17 protein-coding genes and 2 pseudogenes are annotated in these 18543 nt (G+C 61.3%); 10 read left to right on the plus strand and 9 right to left on the minus strand.

The features are described from left to right. Positions 1–256: 256 nt before the first annotated feature. The 4 genes from QB898_RS10760 to corA form a co-directional block, all read right to left on the minus strand. Positions 257–679, minus strand: coding sequence for a barstar family protein (locus tag QB898_RS10760; RefSeq protein ID WP_050714918.1), 423 nt, complete (start codon positions 677–679; stop codon positions 257–259). A 23-nt stretch (positions 680–702) separates the two neighbouring features. Next, the gene (locus QB898_RS10765; RefSeq protein WP_050714917.1) at positions 703–1098 is read right to left on the minus strand and encodes a ribonuclease domain-containing protein; all 396 of its coding nucleotides are present in this window, start codon (positions 1096–1098) and stop codon (positions 703–705) included. A gap of 262 nt (positions 1099–1360) precedes the next feature. Then, entirely contained in the window at positions 1361–3694 is a 2334-nt protein-coding gene (locus QB898_RS10770; protein WP_279524957.1) for an NADP-dependent malic enzyme, read from the minus strand. 266 nt (positions 3695–3960) lie between these two features. Then, positions 3961–4947, minus strand: coding sequence for a magnesium/cobalt transporter CorA (gene corA / locus QB898_RS10775; protein WP_279524958.1), 987 nt, complete (start codon positions 4945–4947; stop codon positions 3961–3963). A 281-nt stretch (positions 4948–5228) separates the two neighbouring features. Between corA and QB898_RS10780 the strand changes: the two genes are divergently transcribed. Both QB898_RS10780 and hprK read left to right on the plus strand, forming a co-directional pair. After that, entirely contained in the window at positions 5229–5705 is a 477-nt protein-coding gene (locus tag QB898_RS10780) for a PTS sugar transporter subunit IIA (protein WP_050716394.1), read from the plus strand. 13 nt (positions 5706–5718) lie between these two features. Continuing rightward, positions 5719–6672 carry an HPr(Ser) kinase/phosphatase gene (gene hprK, locus QB898_RS10785; RefSeq protein WP_050714914.1) on the plus strand — a complete coding sequence of 318 codons (954 nt, stop codon included), beginning with the start codon at positions 5719–5721 and terminating at the stop codon, positions 6670–6672. A 305-nt stretch (positions 6673–6977) separates the two neighbouring features. Here hprK and fur read toward each other — a convergent pair whose 3' ends face one another. Beyond that, entirely contained in the window at positions 6978–7433 is a 456-nt protein-coding gene (fur, locus tag QB898_RS10790) for a ferric iron uptake transcriptional regulator (RefSeq protein WP_279524959.1), read from the minus strand. A 186-nt stretch (positions 7434–7619) separates the two neighbouring features. Between fur and QB898_RS10795 the strand changes: the two genes are divergently transcribed. The 3 genes from QB898_RS10795 to QB898_RS10805 all read left to right on the plus strand — a co-directional run bounded on the left by QB898_RS10795 (position 7620) and on the right by QB898_RS10805 (position 10659). After that, positions 7620–8141, plus strand: coding sequence for an outer membrane protein assembly factor BamE (locus QB898_RS10795; RefSeq protein ID WP_428982804.1), 522 nt, complete (start codon positions 7620–7622; stop codon positions 8139–8141). 21 nt (positions 8142–8162) lie between these two features. Beyond that, complete coding sequence (gene dapB / locus QB898_RS10800; RefSeq protein ID WP_279524960.1) at positions 8163–8975, plus strand: 4-hydroxy-tetrahydrodipicolinate reductase; 813 nt, start codon at positions 8163–8165, stop codon at positions 8973–8975. Between the two features lie 190 nt (positions 8976–9165). Then, entirely contained in the window at positions 9166–10659 is a 1494-nt protein-coding gene (locus QB898_RS10805) for a TrkH family potassium uptake protein (protein WP_279524961.1), read from the plus strand. A gap of 27 nt (positions 10660–10686) precedes the next feature. Here the strand turns inward: QB898_RS10805 and QB898_RS10810 are convergent, their stop codons facing one another. Both QB898_RS10810 and QB898_RS10815 read right to left on the minus strand, forming a co-directional pair. Next, entirely contained in the window at positions 10687–11343 is a 657-nt protein-coding gene (locus tag QB898_RS10810) for a TetR/AcrR family transcriptional regulator (protein WP_279524962.1), read from the minus strand. Positions 11344–11629: 286 nt separating this feature from the next. Then, positions 11630–14074 carry a right-handed parallel beta-helix repeat-containing protein gene (locus QB898_RS10815; RefSeq protein WP_279524963.1) on the minus strand — a complete coding sequence of 815 codons (2445 nt, stop codon included), beginning with the start codon at positions 14072–14074 and terminating at the stop codon, positions 11630–11632. Positions 14075–14276: 202 nt separating this feature from the next. Between QB898_RS10815 and QB898_RS10820 the strand changes: the two are divergent. From QB898_RS10820 to QB898_RS10840, 5 genes and pseudogenes are all read left to right on the plus strand, one after another. Then, a pseudogene (locus tag QB898_RS10820) lies at positions 14277–14489 on the plus strand (IS1595 family transposase); the annotation flags it as partial. 128 nt (positions 14490–14617) lie between these two features. Next, a pseudogene (locus QB898_RS10825) lies at positions 14618–15259 on the plus strand (DDE-type integrase/transposase/recombinase); the annotation flags it as partial. 516 nt (positions 15260–15775) lie between these two features. Further along, entirely contained in the window at positions 15776–16558 is a 783-nt protein-coding gene (locus tag QB898_RS10830) for a glycine zipper domain-containing protein (protein WP_279524964.1), read from the plus strand. Positions 16559–16580: 22 nt separating this feature from the next. Continuing rightward, positions 16581–17336 (plus strand): hypothetical protein, encoded by a 756-nt coding sequence (locus QB898_RS10835; RefSeq protein WP_279524965.1) that lies wholly within the window; start codon positions 16581–16583, stop codon positions 17334–17336. A gap of 33 nt (positions 17337–17369) precedes the next feature. After that, positions 17370–17609: a hypothetical protein gene (locus QB898_RS10840; protein WP_279524966.1), complete on the plus strand. Its 240-nt coding sequence runs from the start codon at positions 17370–17372 to the stop codon at positions 17607–17609. Positions 17610–17621: 12 nt separating this feature from the next. Here the strand turns inward: QB898_RS10840 and QB898_RS10845 are convergent, their stop codons facing one another. Together QB898_RS10845 and QB898_RS10850 are read right to left on the minus strand one after the other, a co-directional pair. After that, positions 17622–18446, minus strand: a complete 825-nt coding sequence (locus QB898_RS10845) for a nuclease-related domain-containing protein (protein WP_279524967.1) — start codon at positions 18444–18446, stop codon at positions 17622–17624. After that, positions 18397–18543: histidinol dehydrogenase (locus tag QB898_RS10850; protein WP_279524969.1), on the minus strand; the 147-nt coding region annotated here is incomplete at its 5' end. The genes QB898_RS10845 and QB898_RS10850, both read right to left, overlap by 50 nt.

Raw genomic sequence — 18543 nt, forward strand, 5'->3', positions numbered from 1 at the left:
ATATACCGTGATGAATGGATTCAGGCTGCACCAGCAAAAACCCGCCTTGCGGCGGGTTCTGGAACTGGCGCGCTGACCAAAAGGGCGTTTCAGGCGGCCGATTGCCAATAGGCGCTGAAAGGGTTGCTCATGCGCAGCGCTTCGGCGGTGATGTCCACCAGTTTGTCGGCGGGGAGTTTTTCGGTGTCTTCCTCGAAAGCTTCACCTTCATGGGCCTCATTGGCCCGTTCTGCCTGGCCGGGTTGCGCAGAACGGGCTACAGAAAAGAATAGAAGCAGCGGAAGGGGATGCGCCGGTCGCCCCAGTAATCAGCGGCTTCGCGGAAGGTGTCGAGCAGTTGCTCGCGGGCGTCCTTGTCGAATTTGGGCGTGGCGGGAATTTGCTCCAGCAGCACCACGAAGCCGGGCTGCGGGCCGCTTTTGTGCAGCGGGTCGGTCATGCAGTCATACAGGGCATCAAAGTTCTTGCCGAAGTGGGGCGGAAAGCAGAACTGCTCGGCAATGGATTCCAGCACGTCCTGCTTGGTATGGGCGTGCGCCAGGTTGGCATAGAGAAAGTGCTGGCCCAGTTGCGCGGCGATGTCCTGGAGTTCATGCGCATGAAAGGCGCGGATGGATTGCACGATGTTGGGTCGCACACGCTTGAAGGGCGATTCCTGGATTTGGGGAGGCAAATTCATTTGAGTTGCTTGGTGAAGGTTGTTCAGGGCTGAATCCGGCGGAAGCTGCTGTAGTGATCGGCGCTGTAGTAGCAGGTGTCAGGCGCCACGGGCTGCCATCCGCCGCAGACGATGCGCCGCCCGCCACGGTGGCGCACGCCTGGTGTGCGCACGGTGTATTCGCGGTAGTAACCGCGCCTTTGCACAGGCAGAAGGCGCTCGCGGTTGCCGAAAACCGTGCCGTCTTTCTCGAAGGGGAAAGGGCCGCCAGCAAGAATGAGCCAATAGGTGTGCTGGCCCTGCGCGGGCAAATCAGCCAAGGCCACTGCCGCTGAAGCCGGAGCTTCGGGCGCAGGTCCGCGAGCGTGAAGTGCGCTTGCCGACGCCAGCAGGCAGGCAGCCAAGGTGAGCGCGCGGATGATGCTGGCTTTCATCTTCATGACGGAAAAACAGCCCGCGAGTGTGCCGCAAGGGGTATCAAAAAGCAAGCGCTCCATCTGGAGCGCGGGGCGGCTTTCGGAACCTGCTCAGCATCTGGCCGGAGAGACGAAAGAGCGGATTGGGATGGGTTGCAAGGCGCAATCCCGCAGACGGACCTTGTGGCCCTGCGAGGCGTTTGCAACGCCCTCGAGCGCCCGAGTCCGCGTTTCCCGCATTCACGGACAGACTTTGAGCAGGTTTTTGAGAGCCGCCTCTTTTCTCTCATTCGTGAGCGGCGTTGGCGTCGGCCACGGCCAGTGCAGTCATGTTCACGATGCGGCGCACGGTGGTGCTGGGCGTGAGGATGTGCACGGGCCGCGCAGCGCCCAGCAGCATGGGGCCGATGGCGATGTTGCCGCCGGCGGCGACCTTGAGCAGGTTGTAGGCGATGTTGGCGGCGTCGATGCCGGGCAGCACGAGCAAGTTGGCGTCCCCAGTGAGGGGGCTGTCGGGCATGAGGGTTTTGCGCAGGGCGCTGTCGAGTGCGGCGTCGCCGTGCATTTCGCCATCGGCTTGCAGCCAGGGGGCCTGCTCTTGCAGCAGGGCCAGGGCCTGGCGCATTTTCACGGCGCTGGGCTGGCTGGATGAGCCAAAACTGGAGTGCGACAGCAAGGCGGCTTTGGGCTTGAGGCCAAAGCGCATCATTTCTTCAGCGGCCATGATGGTGATTTCGGCCAGCTGCTCCGCGCTGGGGTCGTAGTTGATGTGCGTGTCCACCATGAAGACCTGGCGGCCCGGCAGCATCAGCCCGTTCATGGCGGCGTAGGTGCGCGCGCCGAGTTTTTTGCCGATGACCTGGTCGATGTATCTCAGGTGCGCGGCATGCACGCCCCAGGTGCCGCAGATCAGACCGTCTACGTCGCCGGCGCGCAGCAGCATGCAGCCAATGAGCGAGAAGCGGCGGCGCATTTCGATTTTGGCCATGGGCGCGGTGACGCCACGGCGTTTGGCCAGTTCGTAGTACTGCTGCCAAAAGTGTGTGTAGCGATCGTCTTGCTCTACGTTCACCACGTCGTAGTGCACGCCTTGCTGCAGGCGCAGGCCGAATTTTTCGATGCGCTGGGCGATGATGGCCGGGCGGCCAATGAGCGTGGGCCGGGCCAGCCCGTCATCGACCACGATTTGGGCGGCGCGCAGCACGCGTTCTTCTTCGCCTTCGGCGTAGGCCACGCGCTTGCGCCCGGGCGCGGCTGCGCGGGCGGCAGCGAAGATGGGCTTCATGGTGGTGCCCGAGGCATAGACGAAGTGCTGGAGCCGCTCGATGTAGGCGGCCATGTCTTCGATGGGGCGGCTGGCCACGCCGGAGGCGGCAGCGGCTTGCGCCACGGCGGGCGCGATTTTCATCATCAGGCGCGGATCGAAGGGCTTGGGGATCAGGTATTCCGGCCCGAAGCTGAGTTTTTCGCCCACGTAGGCGCGTGCGACCACTTCGCTTTGCTCGGCCTGCGCCAGGTCGGCAATGGCGTGCACGGCGGCGAGTTTCATCTCGTCGGTGATGGTGGTGGCCCCGCAGTCCAGCGCGCCACGGAAGATGTAGGGAAAGCACAGCACGTTGTTGACCTGGTTGGGGTAGTCCGTGCGGCCCGTGGCGATGAGCGCGTCATCGCGCACGGCCTTGATTTCTTCCGGCATGATTTCCGGCGTGGGGTTGGCCAGCGCCAGCACGAGCGGGCGGGGGGCCATGCGCCGCACCATGTCTTGCTTGAGCACGCCGCCAGCGGACAGGCCCAGGAAGATGTCTGCGCCGTCAATCACTTCAGCCAGCGTGCGCAGGCTGGTTTTTTGCGCATAGACGGCTTTGTCGGCATCCATCAGTTCGGTGCGGCCTTCATAGACCAGGCCCTTGATGTCGGTGACCCACACGTTTTCGCGCCGGATGCCCAGTTTGACGAGCAGGCTCGTGCAGGCCAGCGCCGCAGCGCCTGCGCCGCTGACCACCAGCTTCACGTCTTGCAGCCGCTTGCCCACCACTTTCAGCCCGTTCATCACGGCAGCGCCCACCACGATGGCGGTGCCGTGCTGGTCGTCGTGAAAAACGGGAATCTTCATGCGTTCGCGCAGCTTGCGCTCCACATGAAAGCAGTCGGGCGCCTTGATGTCTTCCAGGTTGATGCCGCCAAACGTAGGCTCCAGCGCGGCGATGATGTCCACCAGCCGGTCGGGGTCGTTCTCGTTGATTTCAATGTCGAACACGTCGATGCCCGAGAACTTCTTGAACAAAACGGCCTTGCCTTCCATGACCGGTTTGCCCGCCAGCGGGCCGATGTCACCCAGCCCCAGCACCGCCGTGCCGTTGGTGACCACGCCCACCAGATTGCCGCGCGCCGTGTAGCGGAAAGCCGCCGCCGGATCGGCCTTGATTTCTTCACAGGGCGCGGCCACGCCGGGGCTGTAGGCCAGCGCCAGCTCGTACTGGTTGACCAGCTGCTTGGTGGGCGCAATGGCGATCTTGCCCGGCACGGGTTTCTCGTGGTATTCCAGCGCAGCTTGGCGCAGCAGCTCGCGCTTTTCTGCGCTGGTGGGCTTTGGGGCGGCATGCGAGGAAGAAGTGGACATGTGTTTTGACAGGAAAGGGTGAGAAAGACCCGCAAACGGGCCAGCCAAAGAAAAATTCTAGAAATAGAAAGCAGGCTGGCAATGCCGTTTTTCCCTGATTGGCGACACGGCCCGCAACAGCGCCCCGGCGTGCAGCTATGAAATCAGAAGCAAATTCAGGCCGCCTGAAATTGCTTTTGTCGCCTGTTTGGCGAGAGATGGCGCTATTGTTCTGGGAGCTAATCTGCCTTGGCCAGCGCGGTTCAATAGGGAGCGCAGACGCGCCCTCACTTCAGCCAGCCGCGCCGCCTGAAATACAGCATGGGCAGCGCCGCGCTGGCAATCATCAGAAGAATGCCCCAGGCGTAGCCGTATTTCCAGTCCAGCTCGGGCATGTGCTTGAAGTTCATGCCATAGACGCTGGCGACCAGCGTGGGCGGCAGCAGGGCCACGCTGGCCACGGAAAAGAGCTTGATGATCTTGTTTTGATTGATGTTGATGAAGCCGACGGTGGCGTCCATCAGAAAGTTGATCTTGTCAAACAAGAAAGTGGTGTGACCATCCAGCGAGTCGATATCGCGCAGGATCTGGCGCGCTTCTTCGAACTGCTCGGCATCCAGCATCTTGCTGCGCATGAGAAAGCTGACGGCGCGGCGCGTGTCCATCATGTTGCGGCGAATGCGCCCGTTCATGTCTTCCTGCCGGGCGATGGCCGCCAGCACTTCGCTGGCGACCTCATCGCCCACGTTGCCGTCCAGCACCTTCTTGCTGGCCGCTTCCAGATCGTCATAAATGCCTTCGAGCGTGTCGGCGCAGTATTCGGCATCGGCGTCAAAGAGCTTGAGCAGCACTTCGCGCGCGTCGGTCAGCAGGCCGGGCATGCGGCGCGCGCGCAGGCGCAGCAGCCGGAAGGCGGGCACGGTTTCGTCGTGAATGGAAAACAGCACGCCGTGGCTGCGCAGCTGCTCGTTGGCCTGATTGACGATGAAGGCCACGCGCACCTGGCGCGGCTCGTCAAAATCAGCCACCAGAAAATCGCTGCGGATGTGCAAATCGCCGTTGTCTTCTTCGTAGAAGCGGGCCGATTCCTCAATGTCGTCGTCCATCGCGTCTTCTGGAATTGACAGACCGTAGTGCTGGCGCACCCAGCGTTTTTCTTCCGGCGTGGGCGTTTCCAGATCAACCCAGATGGGGCGGAACTGCTCCAGCTCCTGTAGCGACTCGATTTCTTCCTGGAACAGGCGCCCGTTTGAAAGTGTGAAGACATTGAGCATGGAGCGGCTTTCCGGCTGGGTGTTGCGGGGAAGGTGTCGCGCGCTCTGCCTTTGTCTGCCTTGTTTGCGCGCGCAAAAGCGCCGGATTATGTCAGCGCGCACTGAATCGCGCCTGTTTCGCGCTCTTGCACGCGATTTCGGCTGGAATTGGTGTAAATTCGGCCCGATAGTGCAATAAAAAGCAAAAGGCTATAGGCTCCATCCAAACTTAAGCCGCACCGGGCACTCCCGGGGCGGTTTTTTTTCGGCCCGCAACCAGATTCCTGCGCCTCATGCAACCCCTGAACCGTCTTGCCGCCATCCTTCCGGTCTCACGCGTGCTCGTGGGCGCGGATGTCACCAGCAAAAAACGCGCCTTTGAGGAGGCGGGCCTGCTGTTCGAGAGCCTGCATGGCCTCTCGCGCGCGCTGATCACCGACAGCCTTTTTGCCCGCGAGCGCCTGGGTTCCACAGGCCTGGGACATGGCGTGGCCATTCCTCACGGGCGCATCAAAGGCTTGCAAGCGCCCATGGCAGCCGTGCTGCAGCTGGCGCGCCCCATCGGCTTTGATGCGCCGGATGACCAGCCGGTCACGCTGCTCATTTTTCTGCTGGTGCCGGAAACGGCCACGCAAAAGCATCTTGAAATCCTTTCGGAGATCGCCGAGCTGCTCAGCGACAGCGCGCAGCGCGAAAAACTCAAGACTGCCGCCAGCGCAGACGAGCTGCACAGTCTGATTGATCGCTGGCAGCCTGCCGCGCCAGCGCCGGAAAACTGAGCGCGCTTGCGGCATGAAGCCTACCGCCATCAGCGCCGACGAGCTGTTCGAAGACCGTCTCGCCATCTTGCGCTGGCAATGGATTGCCGGGCGCAACGCGCCGGAGCGCCGCTTTGATGAAGAGGCCGTGCGCGAGGCCCACTCCGGCGCCGATCTGGTGGGGCATCTCAACTACGTCCATCCCTATCGCGTGCAAATTGTCGGTGCGCGTGAAATCAGCTATCTCACCCGTGGCACGCCCGAAGACTGCGCCCGGCGCGTGGCCCGCATCGTCACGCTCCAGCCGCCCGTGCTGGTGCTGTGCGATGGGCAAACGGCTCCGCCCGCGCTGGTCACCCTCTGCGAGGAAGCCAAGATCCCCCTTTTTGCCACGGACCAGCCCGCCGGCTTCGTGGTGGATGTGCTGCGCTCCTACCTGTCCAAGCACTTTGCCGACCGCACCACCATGCACGGCGTGTTCATGGACATCCTGGGGTTGGGCGTTCTCATCACCGGCGAATCCGGCCAAGGCAAAAGCGAGCTGGGGCTGGAGCTGGTTTCTCGCGGCCACGGCCTGGTGGCTGACGATGCGGTGGATTTGGCCCGCATCAATGAAAACACCATTGAAGGCCGTTGCCCCGAGCTGCTGCAAAACCTGCTGGAAGTGCGCGGCATCGGCCTGCTGGATATTCGCGCCATCTTTGGCGAATCCGCCGTGCGCCGCCGCATGCGGCTGCGCCTGATCGTGCACCTGGTGCGCAGTGAAACCCTGGAGCGCGATTACGAGCGTCTGCCGCACGAACCCCTGTCGCAAGACGTGCTGGGCGTGCCCGTGCGCAAAGCCATCATCCCCGTGGTGGCGGGCCGCAACATTGCCGTGCTGGTTGAAGCCGCCGTGCGCAACACCATCTTGCAGCTGCGCGGCATTCACACTTATCAGGAATTCCTGGAGCGCCACCGCAAGGCCATGCTGCAAGGCGAGGCCTGAGAACCTGCTTGAAGTCTCTGTTCATGAGCGCGAAAAGCGCGGACGGGATGTAAACAGTGAATGCGCTGGGACAATCTAGCTATTACATTTGTAGCTATACGTCCTAGTGGAAACTGCGCAGAACGGCATTTTCATGCCGTTTAATTTGCTCCTCTTTTTGATATGGATTGATATTGTCTGGCGGATGGAAGCGGACGGGAGCGCCGCCAGAGCTTCAACAAAAAATGCGCCAGCCCTTTGCAGAGCTGGCGCATCCAATGTGGGTTCAAGCGCAGAAACGACGCCAGGAGAGCGGCTGAGCGCTTTCAGTGTTTGCTTTCGCCTGCGCCCTGATGTTCCTCGCGGTGCTCGCAGGCATTTTTGGTGCAGCGTCCATACAGGCTCAAGGCATGCTCGCTGAGCGAGAAACCGTGCTTTTTGGCGACTGAATTCTGGCGGCGCTCGATTTCGGGATCGAAAAACTCCTCCACCCGGCCGCAGTCCAGGCAGACCAAATGGTCGTGATGCTGCTCGCCGCGCAGCTCGTAGATGGCCTTGGTCGCCTCGAAATGACTGCGCGTGAGAATGCCTGCCTGTTCAAACTGCATGAGCACGCGATATACCGTGGCCAAGCCAATGTCGGCGTTTTCCGCCAGCAGGTGGCGGTAAACATCTTCGGCGGCCATGTGGCGCTGCCCGCTTTTCTGGAAGATTTCCAGAATTTTCATGCGCGGCTGTGTGGCCTTCAGACCCGTGCTTTTGATTTCCTCAATCGTGTCCATGATGACGCTCCGTTGATGCAGTGTTGGGCGGGAAAATGCGTGTAATAAGAATCGCGCCAAGCGGCCGTACAGAGCCAATCTGGGGCCAAATGCTGCAACTACAATGGCGCGCCTCCATTGTGCATGAGCTTTTCCATGTTTGTATTCACGCCGTCGCAAAGACGTATCGTTTCCTTGTCTTTGGTCATGCTGGCGTTGCCAGCATTTTTCATGCTGGCCGGGTGCAGCCGCTTCAATCGCGCCACGCAGAGCATGGCTGGTGCGCTGACCATGTACAAGCCTGAAGTGGTGCAGGGCAACTTCATCTCCAGCGAGCAGGTGCAGGCATTGCGCCCCGGCATGACGCGCGTGCAGGTTCGCGACACGCTGGGCACGCCGCTGACCACCAGCATTTTTCATGCGGACCGCTGGGATTACGTGTTCACCATGAAACGAGTGAGGGTCGAGCCGCAGAAATACCGCCTCACCGTTTTTTTCAAGGGCGATGAACTGGACCACTACGAGGGCGATGAGATGCCCAGCGAAACCGAATTCGTGAACCGCATCAGCCCAAAGCGCACGCCGAAGGTTCCTCATCTTGAAGCGACCGAGGAGCAGCTGGCCCGCTTCGCCCCGGCCGAAGGCGCTGCCGCGCCAGCCGATGCCGAAACCGAAGCGCCAGCGTCCGCCGCCAGCAGCTATCCGCCGCTGGAAAGCGCCGCTCCCTGAAGCCTGATTTCGAGTCCACGCATGACTGATACTGCCTTGCCTATCGCCATTGCTGGCGCCACTGGCCGCATGGGCCAAATGCTGATCGCCGCCGTCAGGGCCGCGCCCGATTGCCGTCTGAGCGGCGCGCTGGATCGCGCGGGCAGCCCCGCTCTGGGGCAGGACGCAGGCGCCAGCGCAGGCCAGCCTGTGGGCGTGGCCATTACCGCCGATCTGACCGCCGGCCTGGCGGGCGCGCGGGTGCTGATTGATTTCACGCGCCCCGAAGCCACCATGCGGCACTTGGCCGCCTGCCGCGCGCAAGGCGTGGCGCTGGTCATCGGCACCACGGGCTTTTCAGAAGCGCAAAAGGCCGATATCGCTGCGGCGGCGCGGCACATTCCCATCGTCATGTCACCCAACATGAGCGTGGGCGTGAACGTGACCTTCAAGCTTCTGGAAATGGCCGCCAAGGCGCTTTCCACGGGCTATGACATCGAGATCATTGAGGCGCACCACCGCCACAAGGTGGACGCGCCCAGCGGCACGGCCCTGAAAATGGGCGAAGTCATTGCCGCAGCCCTGGGCCGCAATTTGCAGGAGTGCGCCGTATTCGAGCGCCACGGCCACACTGGCGAGCGCCAGCCGCAGCAAATTGGCTTTGCCACCATACGCGGGGGCGATATCGTGGGCGACCACACCGCTCTTTTCGCGGGTGAAGGCGAGCGTATTGAAATCAGCCACAAATCCAGCAGCCGGGCGGGCTATGCGCAGGGCAGCTTGCATGCTGCCCGCTTCCTGGCCGGGCGCTCCAGCGGCCTGTTCGATATGTTCGACGTGCTGGGCTTGCGCTGAAACGTTTTTCTGTTGCTCCCCGCTCCCGAAACCATCGCTGCAAATCCAGGCTGCGCCAGCGCTTGCGGCCGATTGGCTCCCAAGGCTGGGCATTCTTTTTTCCAGGCAGCTCCTGCCGCTTGCGCGCCTGTGGCGCAGCGCCAGTTTGCGGCGGCTTGCCGCCTAGGGATTCCGGCGGGCATTTCGCTCCATGTTCATCAAGAAAAATCCGAACGCCATCGTCGCCCGCTTCAATAGCGCTTTTCTGGTGCTGTCGTGGGCGCTCATGGGTTTTGCCGCCACGTTTGCCGTGCCGCTGGGCTTTTCGCTGATGGACGAATCGGCGCCATTCGCCCACGTCTGGATAGGCTGCATGCTGTTTACCTGGGTCAGCGGGGCGCTGCTGTGGCGCAAGACGCGTAACCGCCGCCGCGAACTGACGATCAAGGACGGTTTTTTGCTGGTCACCTTGGTGTGGCTGGTGCTGCCCGCCTATGCGGCGCTGCCGTTCATGTTCACCGTGCATGGCATGAGCTGGTTTGACGCCTACTTTGAAGCCATGAGCGGCCTGACGGCCACGGGCGCCACGGCGCTGGCGGGGCTGGATCTGCTGGCCACCCCCGTGAACGTGTGGCGCTGCTTTTTGCAGCTCATTGGCGGGCTGGGCATCATGCTGCTGGTGGTGGCTGTGCTGCCGTTTCTGGGGCTGGGCGGCACGCAGCTGTACAAGGCCGAAACGCCGGGGCCGATGAAAGACACACGCCTGACGCCGCGCATCGCCGAGACGGCGCGGGGTCTGTGGGGCGTGTATTTCGTGCTGTCAGCCGCCTGCATGTGGGCCTACCACGCCTGCGGCATGAGCTGGGCCGATGCCTTCATGCACATGTGCACCACGGTCGGGCTGGGCGGCTTTTCGTCGCATGACAAGAGCTTTGGCTACTGGGACATTCCGGCGCTGGAATGGACGGCTACGCTGTTCATGCTGCTCTCGGGCGTGAGCTTTGCGCTGTATTTCAGGGCCTGGCAGCGCCGCTCGCTGCGCCCCATTGCGCAAGATGTGGAAGTGCGCGCCTACGTGCAAATCTTGCTGGTGTGCACGGCCATCGTGGCGGGCATGCTGATGTATGGCGGCATCTACAGCGAAAGCGATGAGGCCGTGCGCCAAGCTGCCTTTCAAGTTGTTTCACTGGCCACCACCACCGGCTATGCCGCCACCGATTACCTGCTGTGGCCCACCTTTGTGCCGGTTCTGATGCTGTTTCTGGGCTGCTTTGTCTCGTGCGCAGGCTCCACGGGCGGAGGCATCAAGCTGGTGCGCATGCTGGTGCTGGTGCGGCTGGCGCGGCGCGAGCTGGTGCGCATCATTCACCCGCGCGTGGTTCACCACGTCACGCTGGGGCGCGGCGGCGCAGTCTCGCCTGATGTCATCTGGGCCATCATGGCCTTCATGCTCATCTATGGCGGCGCCATGACGGCGCTGACGCTGCTCATGCTCGCTTCCGGGCTGGATGTGGTGACCGCCTTTTCCGCCGTCATCGCCTGCCTGAACAACATCGGCCCCGGCATGGGCAAGATAGGCCCGGCGGGCAACTTCGGCGTGCTCAATGACTTTCAGATCACCATCTGCACCTTTGCCATGCTGCTGGGCCGGCTGGAGCTGCTGTCAGTGCTGGTGCTGCTGACGCCGCAGTTCTGGCGCAGCTGACGGCCCGCGCGGCATCTGCCTGCCCGCTTATTTTTTTCCGCCTGCCTGCGCCCACGCTTGCCCCACGGCTTGAAGGCCCGCCAGGGCAAAGCGGTACATGTGCCCGGCAATGACTTCATGCGGCATTTCGCGCACGGCCTGCGCGGGGCCGGGAATGCCGATGGCGCTGACGGTGAGCATGATGAGCGGCGCCACCGTGCTCACAGCGCAGCGCAGCAAGGCTGGCTCGTGCGGCGGAATGCCGGAAACCTCGCTGAGAATGCGCAGCACCGGGCGCGCCTTCTGCGGCACCTGGGCTTGCAGCATTTGCAGCAGCTGGGGCGAAGGGTTGCCCAGCTCGCGCGCCAGCGCGCGGCCATGCCAGCTGGAGGCATTGACGCAGTTTTTGGCCAGCAAAGCCAGCAGCGCGCGCAGTTTTTCGGAAGCGGGCTGCGCGCTGTCAGCCAGCGCCCGCAGCTCTTCTTCACTGATGAAGTGGCGGTGCGCTTCGGCCAGCGTGGCCTGGAGCAGCCCCTCGCGGCCGCCAAAGTGGTAGTTGATGGAGGCCAGATCCACTGCGGCCAGCGCGGCAATGGCCTTGCTGGGCGTGGCGGCGAAGCCGCTTTGGGCCATGAGCGTGCCTGCGGCTTGCAGGATGCGGGCGCGCGTGGCTTCGCCATCGGTGCGGAGCAGGCGTTGGGTCATGAGGGGCGATTTTGCAGGCGGGCCGCAGCGCGGATGGAGCGCCGCGAAAAAGTGGATTTCCTTCCTGCGCGGCTTTCTTGACGCACTGACGCTGCTGCCGTCCCTCTCGCATTCATCGCCGCTGGCCTATGGTGGCGATGACGGGACGGCTAGCCTTCGTTGGAAAGAGCGTATTTAGCTCCTGATTTGATAGGGGGCTGCGCAGGTTTCACTAGGACTCCAACGCTTTTCATGGCCTTGGATTTGCTCCTTTTTTGATGGCGCTGCACGGCCGCTCGTGGGCTGCTCATGGGCCGCCCAAGGGCCGGCCGTTGTACTGGTTGCCTCGCATGGTGGCGGTGACGCGGTTCAGGCTCAGCCAGTAGTCGGGTGGGCTGGAGGCGTCAGCGAGGATGGTGTTGCCTTCCAGCTCCAGGCTGCCAGCGGCGTTGGCGGCGCTGGCAATGCGCAGGTAGGGGTTGTCCAGCGGGCCGCGCAGCTCGAAGGTGTTGTTCTTGAGGGTGATGCGGGCGGCGTTGGTGCTGATGTCTGCCGCTTCGGTATAGCTCAGGTTGTTTTCGGTAATGCGGAAGGTGTTGCCTTGCACGGTCACGCTGCCGCGCTGGTTGCCGTCGGAGCCGTTTTCCGTGATGCCGAGGGGCACGCCTTTTTGCAGCGGGGTGCTGCGCACGGTGGCGGTGTTGTTCAGCACGCGGATGTCGCCGGAGCCTTTGCCGGGGCCTCTGCGGCCTGAGGGGGGCTGGTAGCTGGTGTCGTTGAAGATGCCGATGAGCCAGGCGGCGGATTCGCCGCTGATTTCGTTGTTGGCAATGGTGAGCGTGTAGTCGATGGCTTGCTCGTGGTTGCGGCATTCGATGCCGTAGGTTCTGGCTTCGCCTTTGTGGGCGGCCAGCCCGGTGATTTTGTTGTTGATGATTTCATAGACGCCGGGGCCTTCGCTGCGCAGGTCAAAGAAGGCGGAGTTGGCGTCAAGATGGATGCCAGCCACGCCAAAGTAGGCGTTGTCGCCCCCGCTGGCGGGCATGCGAAAGTCCGGGTCAAGTGCGATGGTGTTGTTCGCAATGCGCACGCGCGTCATGGAAAACTGGCGGTTGTAGACGGAGATGCCGTAGAGCCGGTCGCCATTGGCCTGGTTGTTTTCAATGACGATGTCGTTGCCGTCGTGCACGTCCAGCCCCTTGCGGTAGTTGTGGTCGGTGACGTTGCGCGAGAAGTTCACGCCGAAGTTGTAGCTGCCCGCTTCGGTGGCGATGCCATAGCCGGTGCCGCCGTCGTTTTCATGGCCGTTGCGCGCCAGCAGGTTGCCGGTGGCGGTGAAGTTTTCCTGGAAGGCCACGAGCGCGCCCGCCACGCGGTTGTGGTGCAGATGGCTGTTGACAAGGCGGTTGTTGCGGCTCACGGGCACTTGACTGCGGCCAATGCGGCCAATGCGGTAGAGCGCTTTGTAGCTGACGTCCACCGCCCGCTCCCTGGGGTTGGTTCCCGGGTAGCGGCTGTGCGCCTTGGCCGAGGTGAAGAGCACGCCCGCGCGATTGGCGCCGCTGACTTCAACGGCGTCGATGGTGGTGTTGTCGGCGTCGCTGACCAGAATGCCGCTCACTTTGCCAAAGTAGGTGTCGCCCTTGCGGTAGAAGAAGTTGGCGTTGGTGTATCTGACGGCGAGGCTGGCAATGGTTTTGCCGCTGAGACCGTCGATGAGCACGCCTGCGTGGTCGCGGATGTCGTCTGCGTTGAAGTTGGAATCGAACGGCTTGCCCGTCTGCGGCCAGCCGAAGAGGATTTCGGTTCGGTCCGGGCCATCGCCAAAGAGGGCGGTGACGTTCTTGTTGCTTTCGTCCAGCTTGATCTGCTGGCTGATGAGCAGTTTGCCGCTCAGGCGCAGAGCGGCCTTTTCCTGATGTGCAGCGGCCAGCGCCTTGCGGATGGCCTCAATGCTGTCGCGCTGGCCGCTGGCGTCAGCGCCGAAATCAGCCACATCCAAATACCTGCCAAAGCGCGCATGCGTATGCACCGTGTAGCCGCCGGGGTTGGGCTGGGGCGCGGCGGCGGCCACTTGCGAGGTGGGAGCGCTTTCCACCTGCTCGGCGTAGCCTGCCTGGTCGGTATAGGCGGCGCGCACCGTGAGTGTTTTGCCGATGTCGTCTTGCCGCACCGTGTAACTGGCGGACTGGGCGGCGGCAATGAGCGAGCCGCTGGCAAGCCATTGATACGCCACGCCCTGGGCGGGCACACCGTTGCCATCCGACAGCTGCGCCGTCAGCGTTTGGCCCACGATGGCATGGCCTTCAATGCGCACGGAGCCTTGCAGATTGCTGGAGAGCACCGCTTCCGTGGGCGCGCTGCGCAAATTTTCCGCGTGGCCGCGCAAATCGGTATAGCTGGCCTGCACATGCACGGCCCGGCCCGTGTCGCTGGCTTCCAGGCGGTAGCTGTCCGCAATGGCGCTGTCTATGGGCTGGCCGTCTGAATACCACTGGTAGGCCACGGCGGAAGGCACGCCGTCTTCATCCGCCAGCGTGGCGGTGAGCATCTGGCCGACGACTGCCTTGCCGCTGATGCCCAACCGGCCCGCGCGATTTGGCTCGGGCGCGGGCGTGACCGTAGGCGCTGGGCTGGGCGTGACCGTAGGCGCGGAAGTGGGAGTGGCCGTGGGCGATGGCGTGGATGGGCGGCTTGGCGCGGGAGTTGGTGTGGGTAAGGGCGGTGTGGGCGAGGGCGCCGGCAGAGGCACACCAGGAGAAGCGGGCGGCGGGGAAGGCGTGGAAGGAGACGCGGCCTCGCCATCATCTCCGCCGCCGCAGCCTAGCATCAGCACGGCTGCTGCGGCTGCCACTGTCCATAGCCGGATGGCACGAAAAACAGGCAATGGCGTGCGCATACACATCCCCTTTCAATTTTTGCAAGGAGCTTAGAGTATGTCACCAAACCATCCAAATCACGGCAGCAACAAATTCGTCAAGGGCTGCAGACACGTCAACGGCATCGAGCCTTTTTGGAGCCATACCAAACATCGGCTGGCGCAGTTTCATGGCGTGCGACGTGACAAGTTCGCGTTGCATCTCAAGGAGACCGAGTTCCGTTTCAATCATTGCCATCTCGATCTTTACAAGACACTGCTTGAACTGCTCAGGAATGAGCCTCTGTGAAGTGTTTGCTTCCTAAGTGTCACATCCCGGGTGATTGCATAGACTCAAAACGCTATCCTCTTTTCATGGCCCGGGCTTGTTCTGCAAGAGTTGCTAGAGTCCATGTCATCCACTTCGGGAGCCAGGCCATGCTGATTTCCTTGCACAAGAACGCACGCACCACGCCTGCCGTGCGTGCCGAGATTGCTGCCAGCCAAGAGTCCGCCAGCATCCTATCCTGGCACAGCGCTACTGTCTGTATTACCGAGCAAACTGTGTACAAGTGGAAGAAGCGCTAGTCCTTTGACGATCGCTCCCACGCTGCACATCGCCTGCAGACTATCCTGACTCCTGCCCAGGAGGCGATCGTGGTGCATCTGCGGCGCAGCCTGCTGCTGCCGATGGATGACCTGCTGGCGGTCACCAGGGAGTTCATCGGCCCCCGTGTGTCGCGCTCGGGGCTGGGCCGCTGCCTGCGCCGCCACGCCGTGGGTAATCCAAATGCCCTAAAACCCTCGTTCCCGCAGCCAGCACACCAGGCGTTCAAGAGCTATGAACCCGGCTATGTGCACGTAGATGTCAAATACTTGCGCCAGATGCAGGACGAGAGCAGCCGGCGCTATTTGTTTGTGGCCATCGACAGGGCCACGCGCTGGGTGTTCGTGCAAATGAAGACACACAAGACGGCAGCCAGTGCGCAGGCCTTTCTGCGGGCATTGCACAAGGCCTGTCCGATCCGGATTACCAAGGTGTTGACCGACAACGGCAAGGAGTTCACCGACAGGCTCTTTGCCGGCCATGCATCGATGCCAGTAGCTTTGTGTGCTCTTTTCTTGCAGCATAAGTGCACTCTTGTACTTCTCTTGTGGGAAAGGGAAAGCAACCGTCATGCATACCATTGACTCTTCTTCTATTTCTTCCAGTGTCCGTCAGCGGGCTTTGACGACCGACATCGTGTCTCGGCCGGCGCCGGCTCATGTAGACACTTTGCGCTGGAATTTGTCCAATGCCCAAGAACGCTTGCAACTACTCGGCTTAGATACGGATTCCCAATTGGGTTCATCTTCTTCACCCGATCCGTCGCCCAATTCCATTGGAGGCATCGTGCGGGGAACGAGCCATGGGCTAGTTGGAGAGGGCAACAGACTTCTTTCACGTGCGAAGGACGGTGCCCGGTATGGTCGGCACTTGCTGGATCGGAGTGCGGACATTTTCAGACAATACCCAGCACGTTATATTCAGAATTGGGAATTTTCAGTTTCACCAGTTACTGGTAAGGGAGGAGCATCAGGCTCATTGGGCCAATTTTGAACGCGGCAGGCATTCAGCACAACGGACAAACTCCACACCCCTCGCATGCAGGCTCAGTCGCTAATGCCGCACAAACGCAAGCTGTCGGCGTACCAGCTAAGCAAACCAACAACTACAACGGCGATATAGCTGAAAAAGCCATAGCTGACCGGCCGGAATCCCAAGGCTATACCGTAAAAAGAAATATCGAAATAAATACGCCTCTTGGCAAGCGGGATGTTGATATTCTTGCTACTAAACACCAAGGACATCCAACGCTGTCAGAAGAAATTCACATCGAATCAAAGGTGGGACGAAAGAGCCTGCCTAGCACAGCCCAAGGTTCTAATGTGCGCATGCAAATAGATAAAGACGCTGCGGTTCTGGCACAACAAAAGAGCCTTGGTCCTGCGGCACAAGCGCAAGGCCGCCAGTTATATGACCAAGGTACTACAGCACTGAAAAAAAGCAGTACTTTGGCAAAGGCGGGCAAGGCTGTCAAATTTGCAGGCAAAGTGGCTCGTCCTATTGGAATAGCTATCAATGCATTGGAAATTGGCAGCGCTTTTCAAGCCGATGGCAACAGAATAGGTATCAACACGGTAGGTAAAGTAACCAGCCTTGCAGGAGGAGCAGGTGGCGCTTGGGCCGGAGCGGCAGCCGGAGCAGCCTTGGGCTCAGCAATAGTGCCTGGAGTGGGTACAGTCATTGGCGGCATAGTCGGTGGTATCGTGGGCGGTTTGACAGGAGAAAATGTGGCCACCAAGGCATTCAATGCCGTCAAAGGTTGGTTTTCTTAAGCAATGACTTTGGCGTCGTGCCATGCTTGAAAAGCTGAAAAACTGGCTGTGGCGCTCTTCCACTGCCGAGCTTGGCAACCAGCCGGCGCCTGATGCCAGGCAGGCTTTCAGGCAAGCGCTCGCCGAATATCCGGCGCACATGCCGCCGTACCGGGGCCTGGGGCGGCAAATTGCGCCGGAGCAGGCGCAGCAAAACCTGGACTGGTTCATGCAGACGCTGCCGCAGCGGCTGGCTGCCTTGCGTGCGCTGGCAGCCGCAACGGGGCTGGCCTTAGGCGAGGAGCCGCCCTGGTCGTGGGACGAAGCGGCTGATCTCCTGGCGCGGCTGATTGACTGGACGCGCGCCTGCTGGCCGGATGCGCCTTATCGCCCCGAACACCGGCAGGATGAATATTGGGCGGCCAGCGGCCGCACGGGCGACGACGCCATCTTCAGCGTGGCGCTGGACGTAGCTACCCTGCTGGGTCAGGCCGTGCGGGCCGGGTGCTCCGCGTGGCGCTGGGGGCTGGACTTGTCCCGCGACAGCCTGCGCCATGACATGTTCAGTGCGCGCCGGGTGGTGCTGATGCCGCCGCCCGGCGCGCGGGCGGGCCTGCTGGACATGGAAGCCGTGGTGCGGGCGCGCTACCTGAACCCGCAGGCATCGTGGTTCAGGGGCCCGCCGCCTCATGACCTGTGGTGGGAATACGTGCACGATGGCTATACGGGGCAGTCACTCGCTCAGGGACTGGATCAGGGCCGGGCCGGTATTAGGGATGCGCCTGATTCAGCTCCTTGATCAATAGCAATCTATTCCCGTATACACAGCGGCATGGCCGTTTCCATGGGTCTGAATTTGCTCCTCTTTTTGATGCAAGAAGCCTTGCCTGATCTGGCCCCGCTGGCGCACGCCGGGCATCGGGGGCGTCCAGCGGGCTGTGCGGCCAGGCTGGTCATAGCAATAGAACTGACCGCCGAGTGCCTCGGCATGGTTGCGGCAAAACTGTGTCACGCGGGCTGTCAGGGCTTTGCCGTAGGTGACGCAAACGGGTTTGACAAGGGGTTCCGCTGAAACGGGCGACGGCTAAATGGGCGCGGCCGCCAGCATTTGCGGCTTCATGAAATCAGGCAATTCCAGCAAATAGGCCGGCCGGTGCTGGCGTTTGCTTTTCTCGGTCCATTCGCGAATGGTTTCTCCGCTGCGGAAAGCATTGATACCCCAGACCAGGGTTTTGAAAATGGAAAACTGGCGTTCCATGAATCGGTTGTGCCAGGTGCGTAGTGCATCGGCCTTGATAATATTGGATGTGTCGAGCTTTTTGGCATCGGGCCTTTTGATGATGGATTTGTGCCAAAAGAGAACGATGTGTTCCACTTTCAACGGTGTGCCGCTGAAAGTGCGAATATCCAGCCGCTTCAGCAGTTTCAAAAATATTCTTTCATGCCCGCAGCTTTGCTCCAGCGGCGAAGGAGTGCCTATTTGCTTGCCGTTGGGATATTTGACGGAAAATTCGCCATGTTCGTTGATGGTGACGTTGCCGTTGAAATTCCTGGTTTCCACCAGAAAAACGAAAAACCGCCCGATCAGCACGTGATCGATTTGCGTCGTTTCGCCGTCTATCGATATACGAAAATCATTTAATACGGCATGTATCCTTATCGTCGGTATAACTGGGGTTAATATAAAAGTCCGCGTCTTTTCGCCCCGTATGTCATGGCATATATTGTGCAATTCTTCGGCCAGGCAATCTTTTGGGTGTGCATTCGACGAGGAGGATTTTTTTAACTCTTCCAGCAATTCCAGCTTGCTGGTTTTGTCGTCTGCCTTCTTGATAATCAGGATTTTCGCCTTGCAATATTCATTCCAGCCGCATTTGCGCCGCCCTGGCGTGGGCCTGCAAGCCTTCACCGTGGGCCAGCACGCTGGCGATGCGGCCCAGCTTTTGCGCGCCGGCTTCGCTCACTTCAATCAGGCTGCTGCGCTTTTGAAAGTCGTACACCGACAG

The organism is Ottowia cancrivicina, assembly GCF_029813755.1.
In the GTDB taxonomy this organism is placed as follows: Bacteria; Pseudomonadota; Gammaproteobacteria; order Burkholderiales; family Burkholderiaceae_C; genus Ottowia; species Ottowia massiliensis.

Coding starts and splice junctions, on each gene's coding strand:
- QB898_RS10760 (WP_050714918.1), bottom strand. CDS start 679: ATGAATTTGCCTCCCCAAATCCAGGAATCGCCCTTCAAGCGTGTGCGA.
- QB898_RS10765 (WP_050714917.1), bottom strand. CDS start 1,098: ATGAAGATGAAAGCCAGCATCATCCGCGCGCTCACCTTGGCTGCCTGC.
- QB898_RS10770 (WP_279524957.1), bottom strand. CDS start 3,694: ATGTCCACTTCTTCCTCGCATGCCGCCCCAAAGCCCACCAGCGCAGAA.
- corA (WP_279524958.1), bottom strand. CDS start 4,947: ATGCTCAATGTCTTCACACTTTCAAACGGGCGCCTGTTCCAGGAAGAA.
- hprK (WP_050714914.1), top strand. CDS start 5,719: ATGAAGCCTACCGCCATCAGCGCCGACGAGCTGTTCGAAGACCGTCTC.
- fur (WP_279524959.1), bottom strand. CDS start 7,433: ATGGACACGATTGAGGAAATCAAAAGCACGGGTCTGAAGGCCACACAG.
- QB898_RS10795 (WP_428982804.1), top strand. CDS start 7,620: ATGCTGGCGTTGCCAGCATTTTTCATGCTGGCCGGGTGCAGCCGCTTC.
- dapB (WP_279524960.1), top strand. CDS start 8,163: ATGACTGATACTGCCTTGCCTATCGCCATTGCTGGCGCCACTGGCCGC.
- QB898_RS10805 (WP_279524961.1), top strand. CDS start 9,166: ATGTTCATCAAGAAAAATCCGAACGCCATCGTCGCCCGCTTCAATAGC.
- QB898_RS10810 (WP_279524962.1), bottom strand. CDS start 11,343: ATGACCCAACGCCTGCTCCGCACCGATGGCGAAGCCACGCGCGCCCGC.
- QB898_RS10835 (WP_279524965.1), top strand. CDS start 16,581: ATGCTTGAAAAGCTGAAAAACTGGCTGTGGCGCTCTTCCACTGCCGAG.
- QB898_RS10840 (WP_279524966.1), top strand. CDS start 17,370: ATGGCCGTTTCCATGGGTCTGAATTTGCTCCTCTTTTTGATGCAAGAA.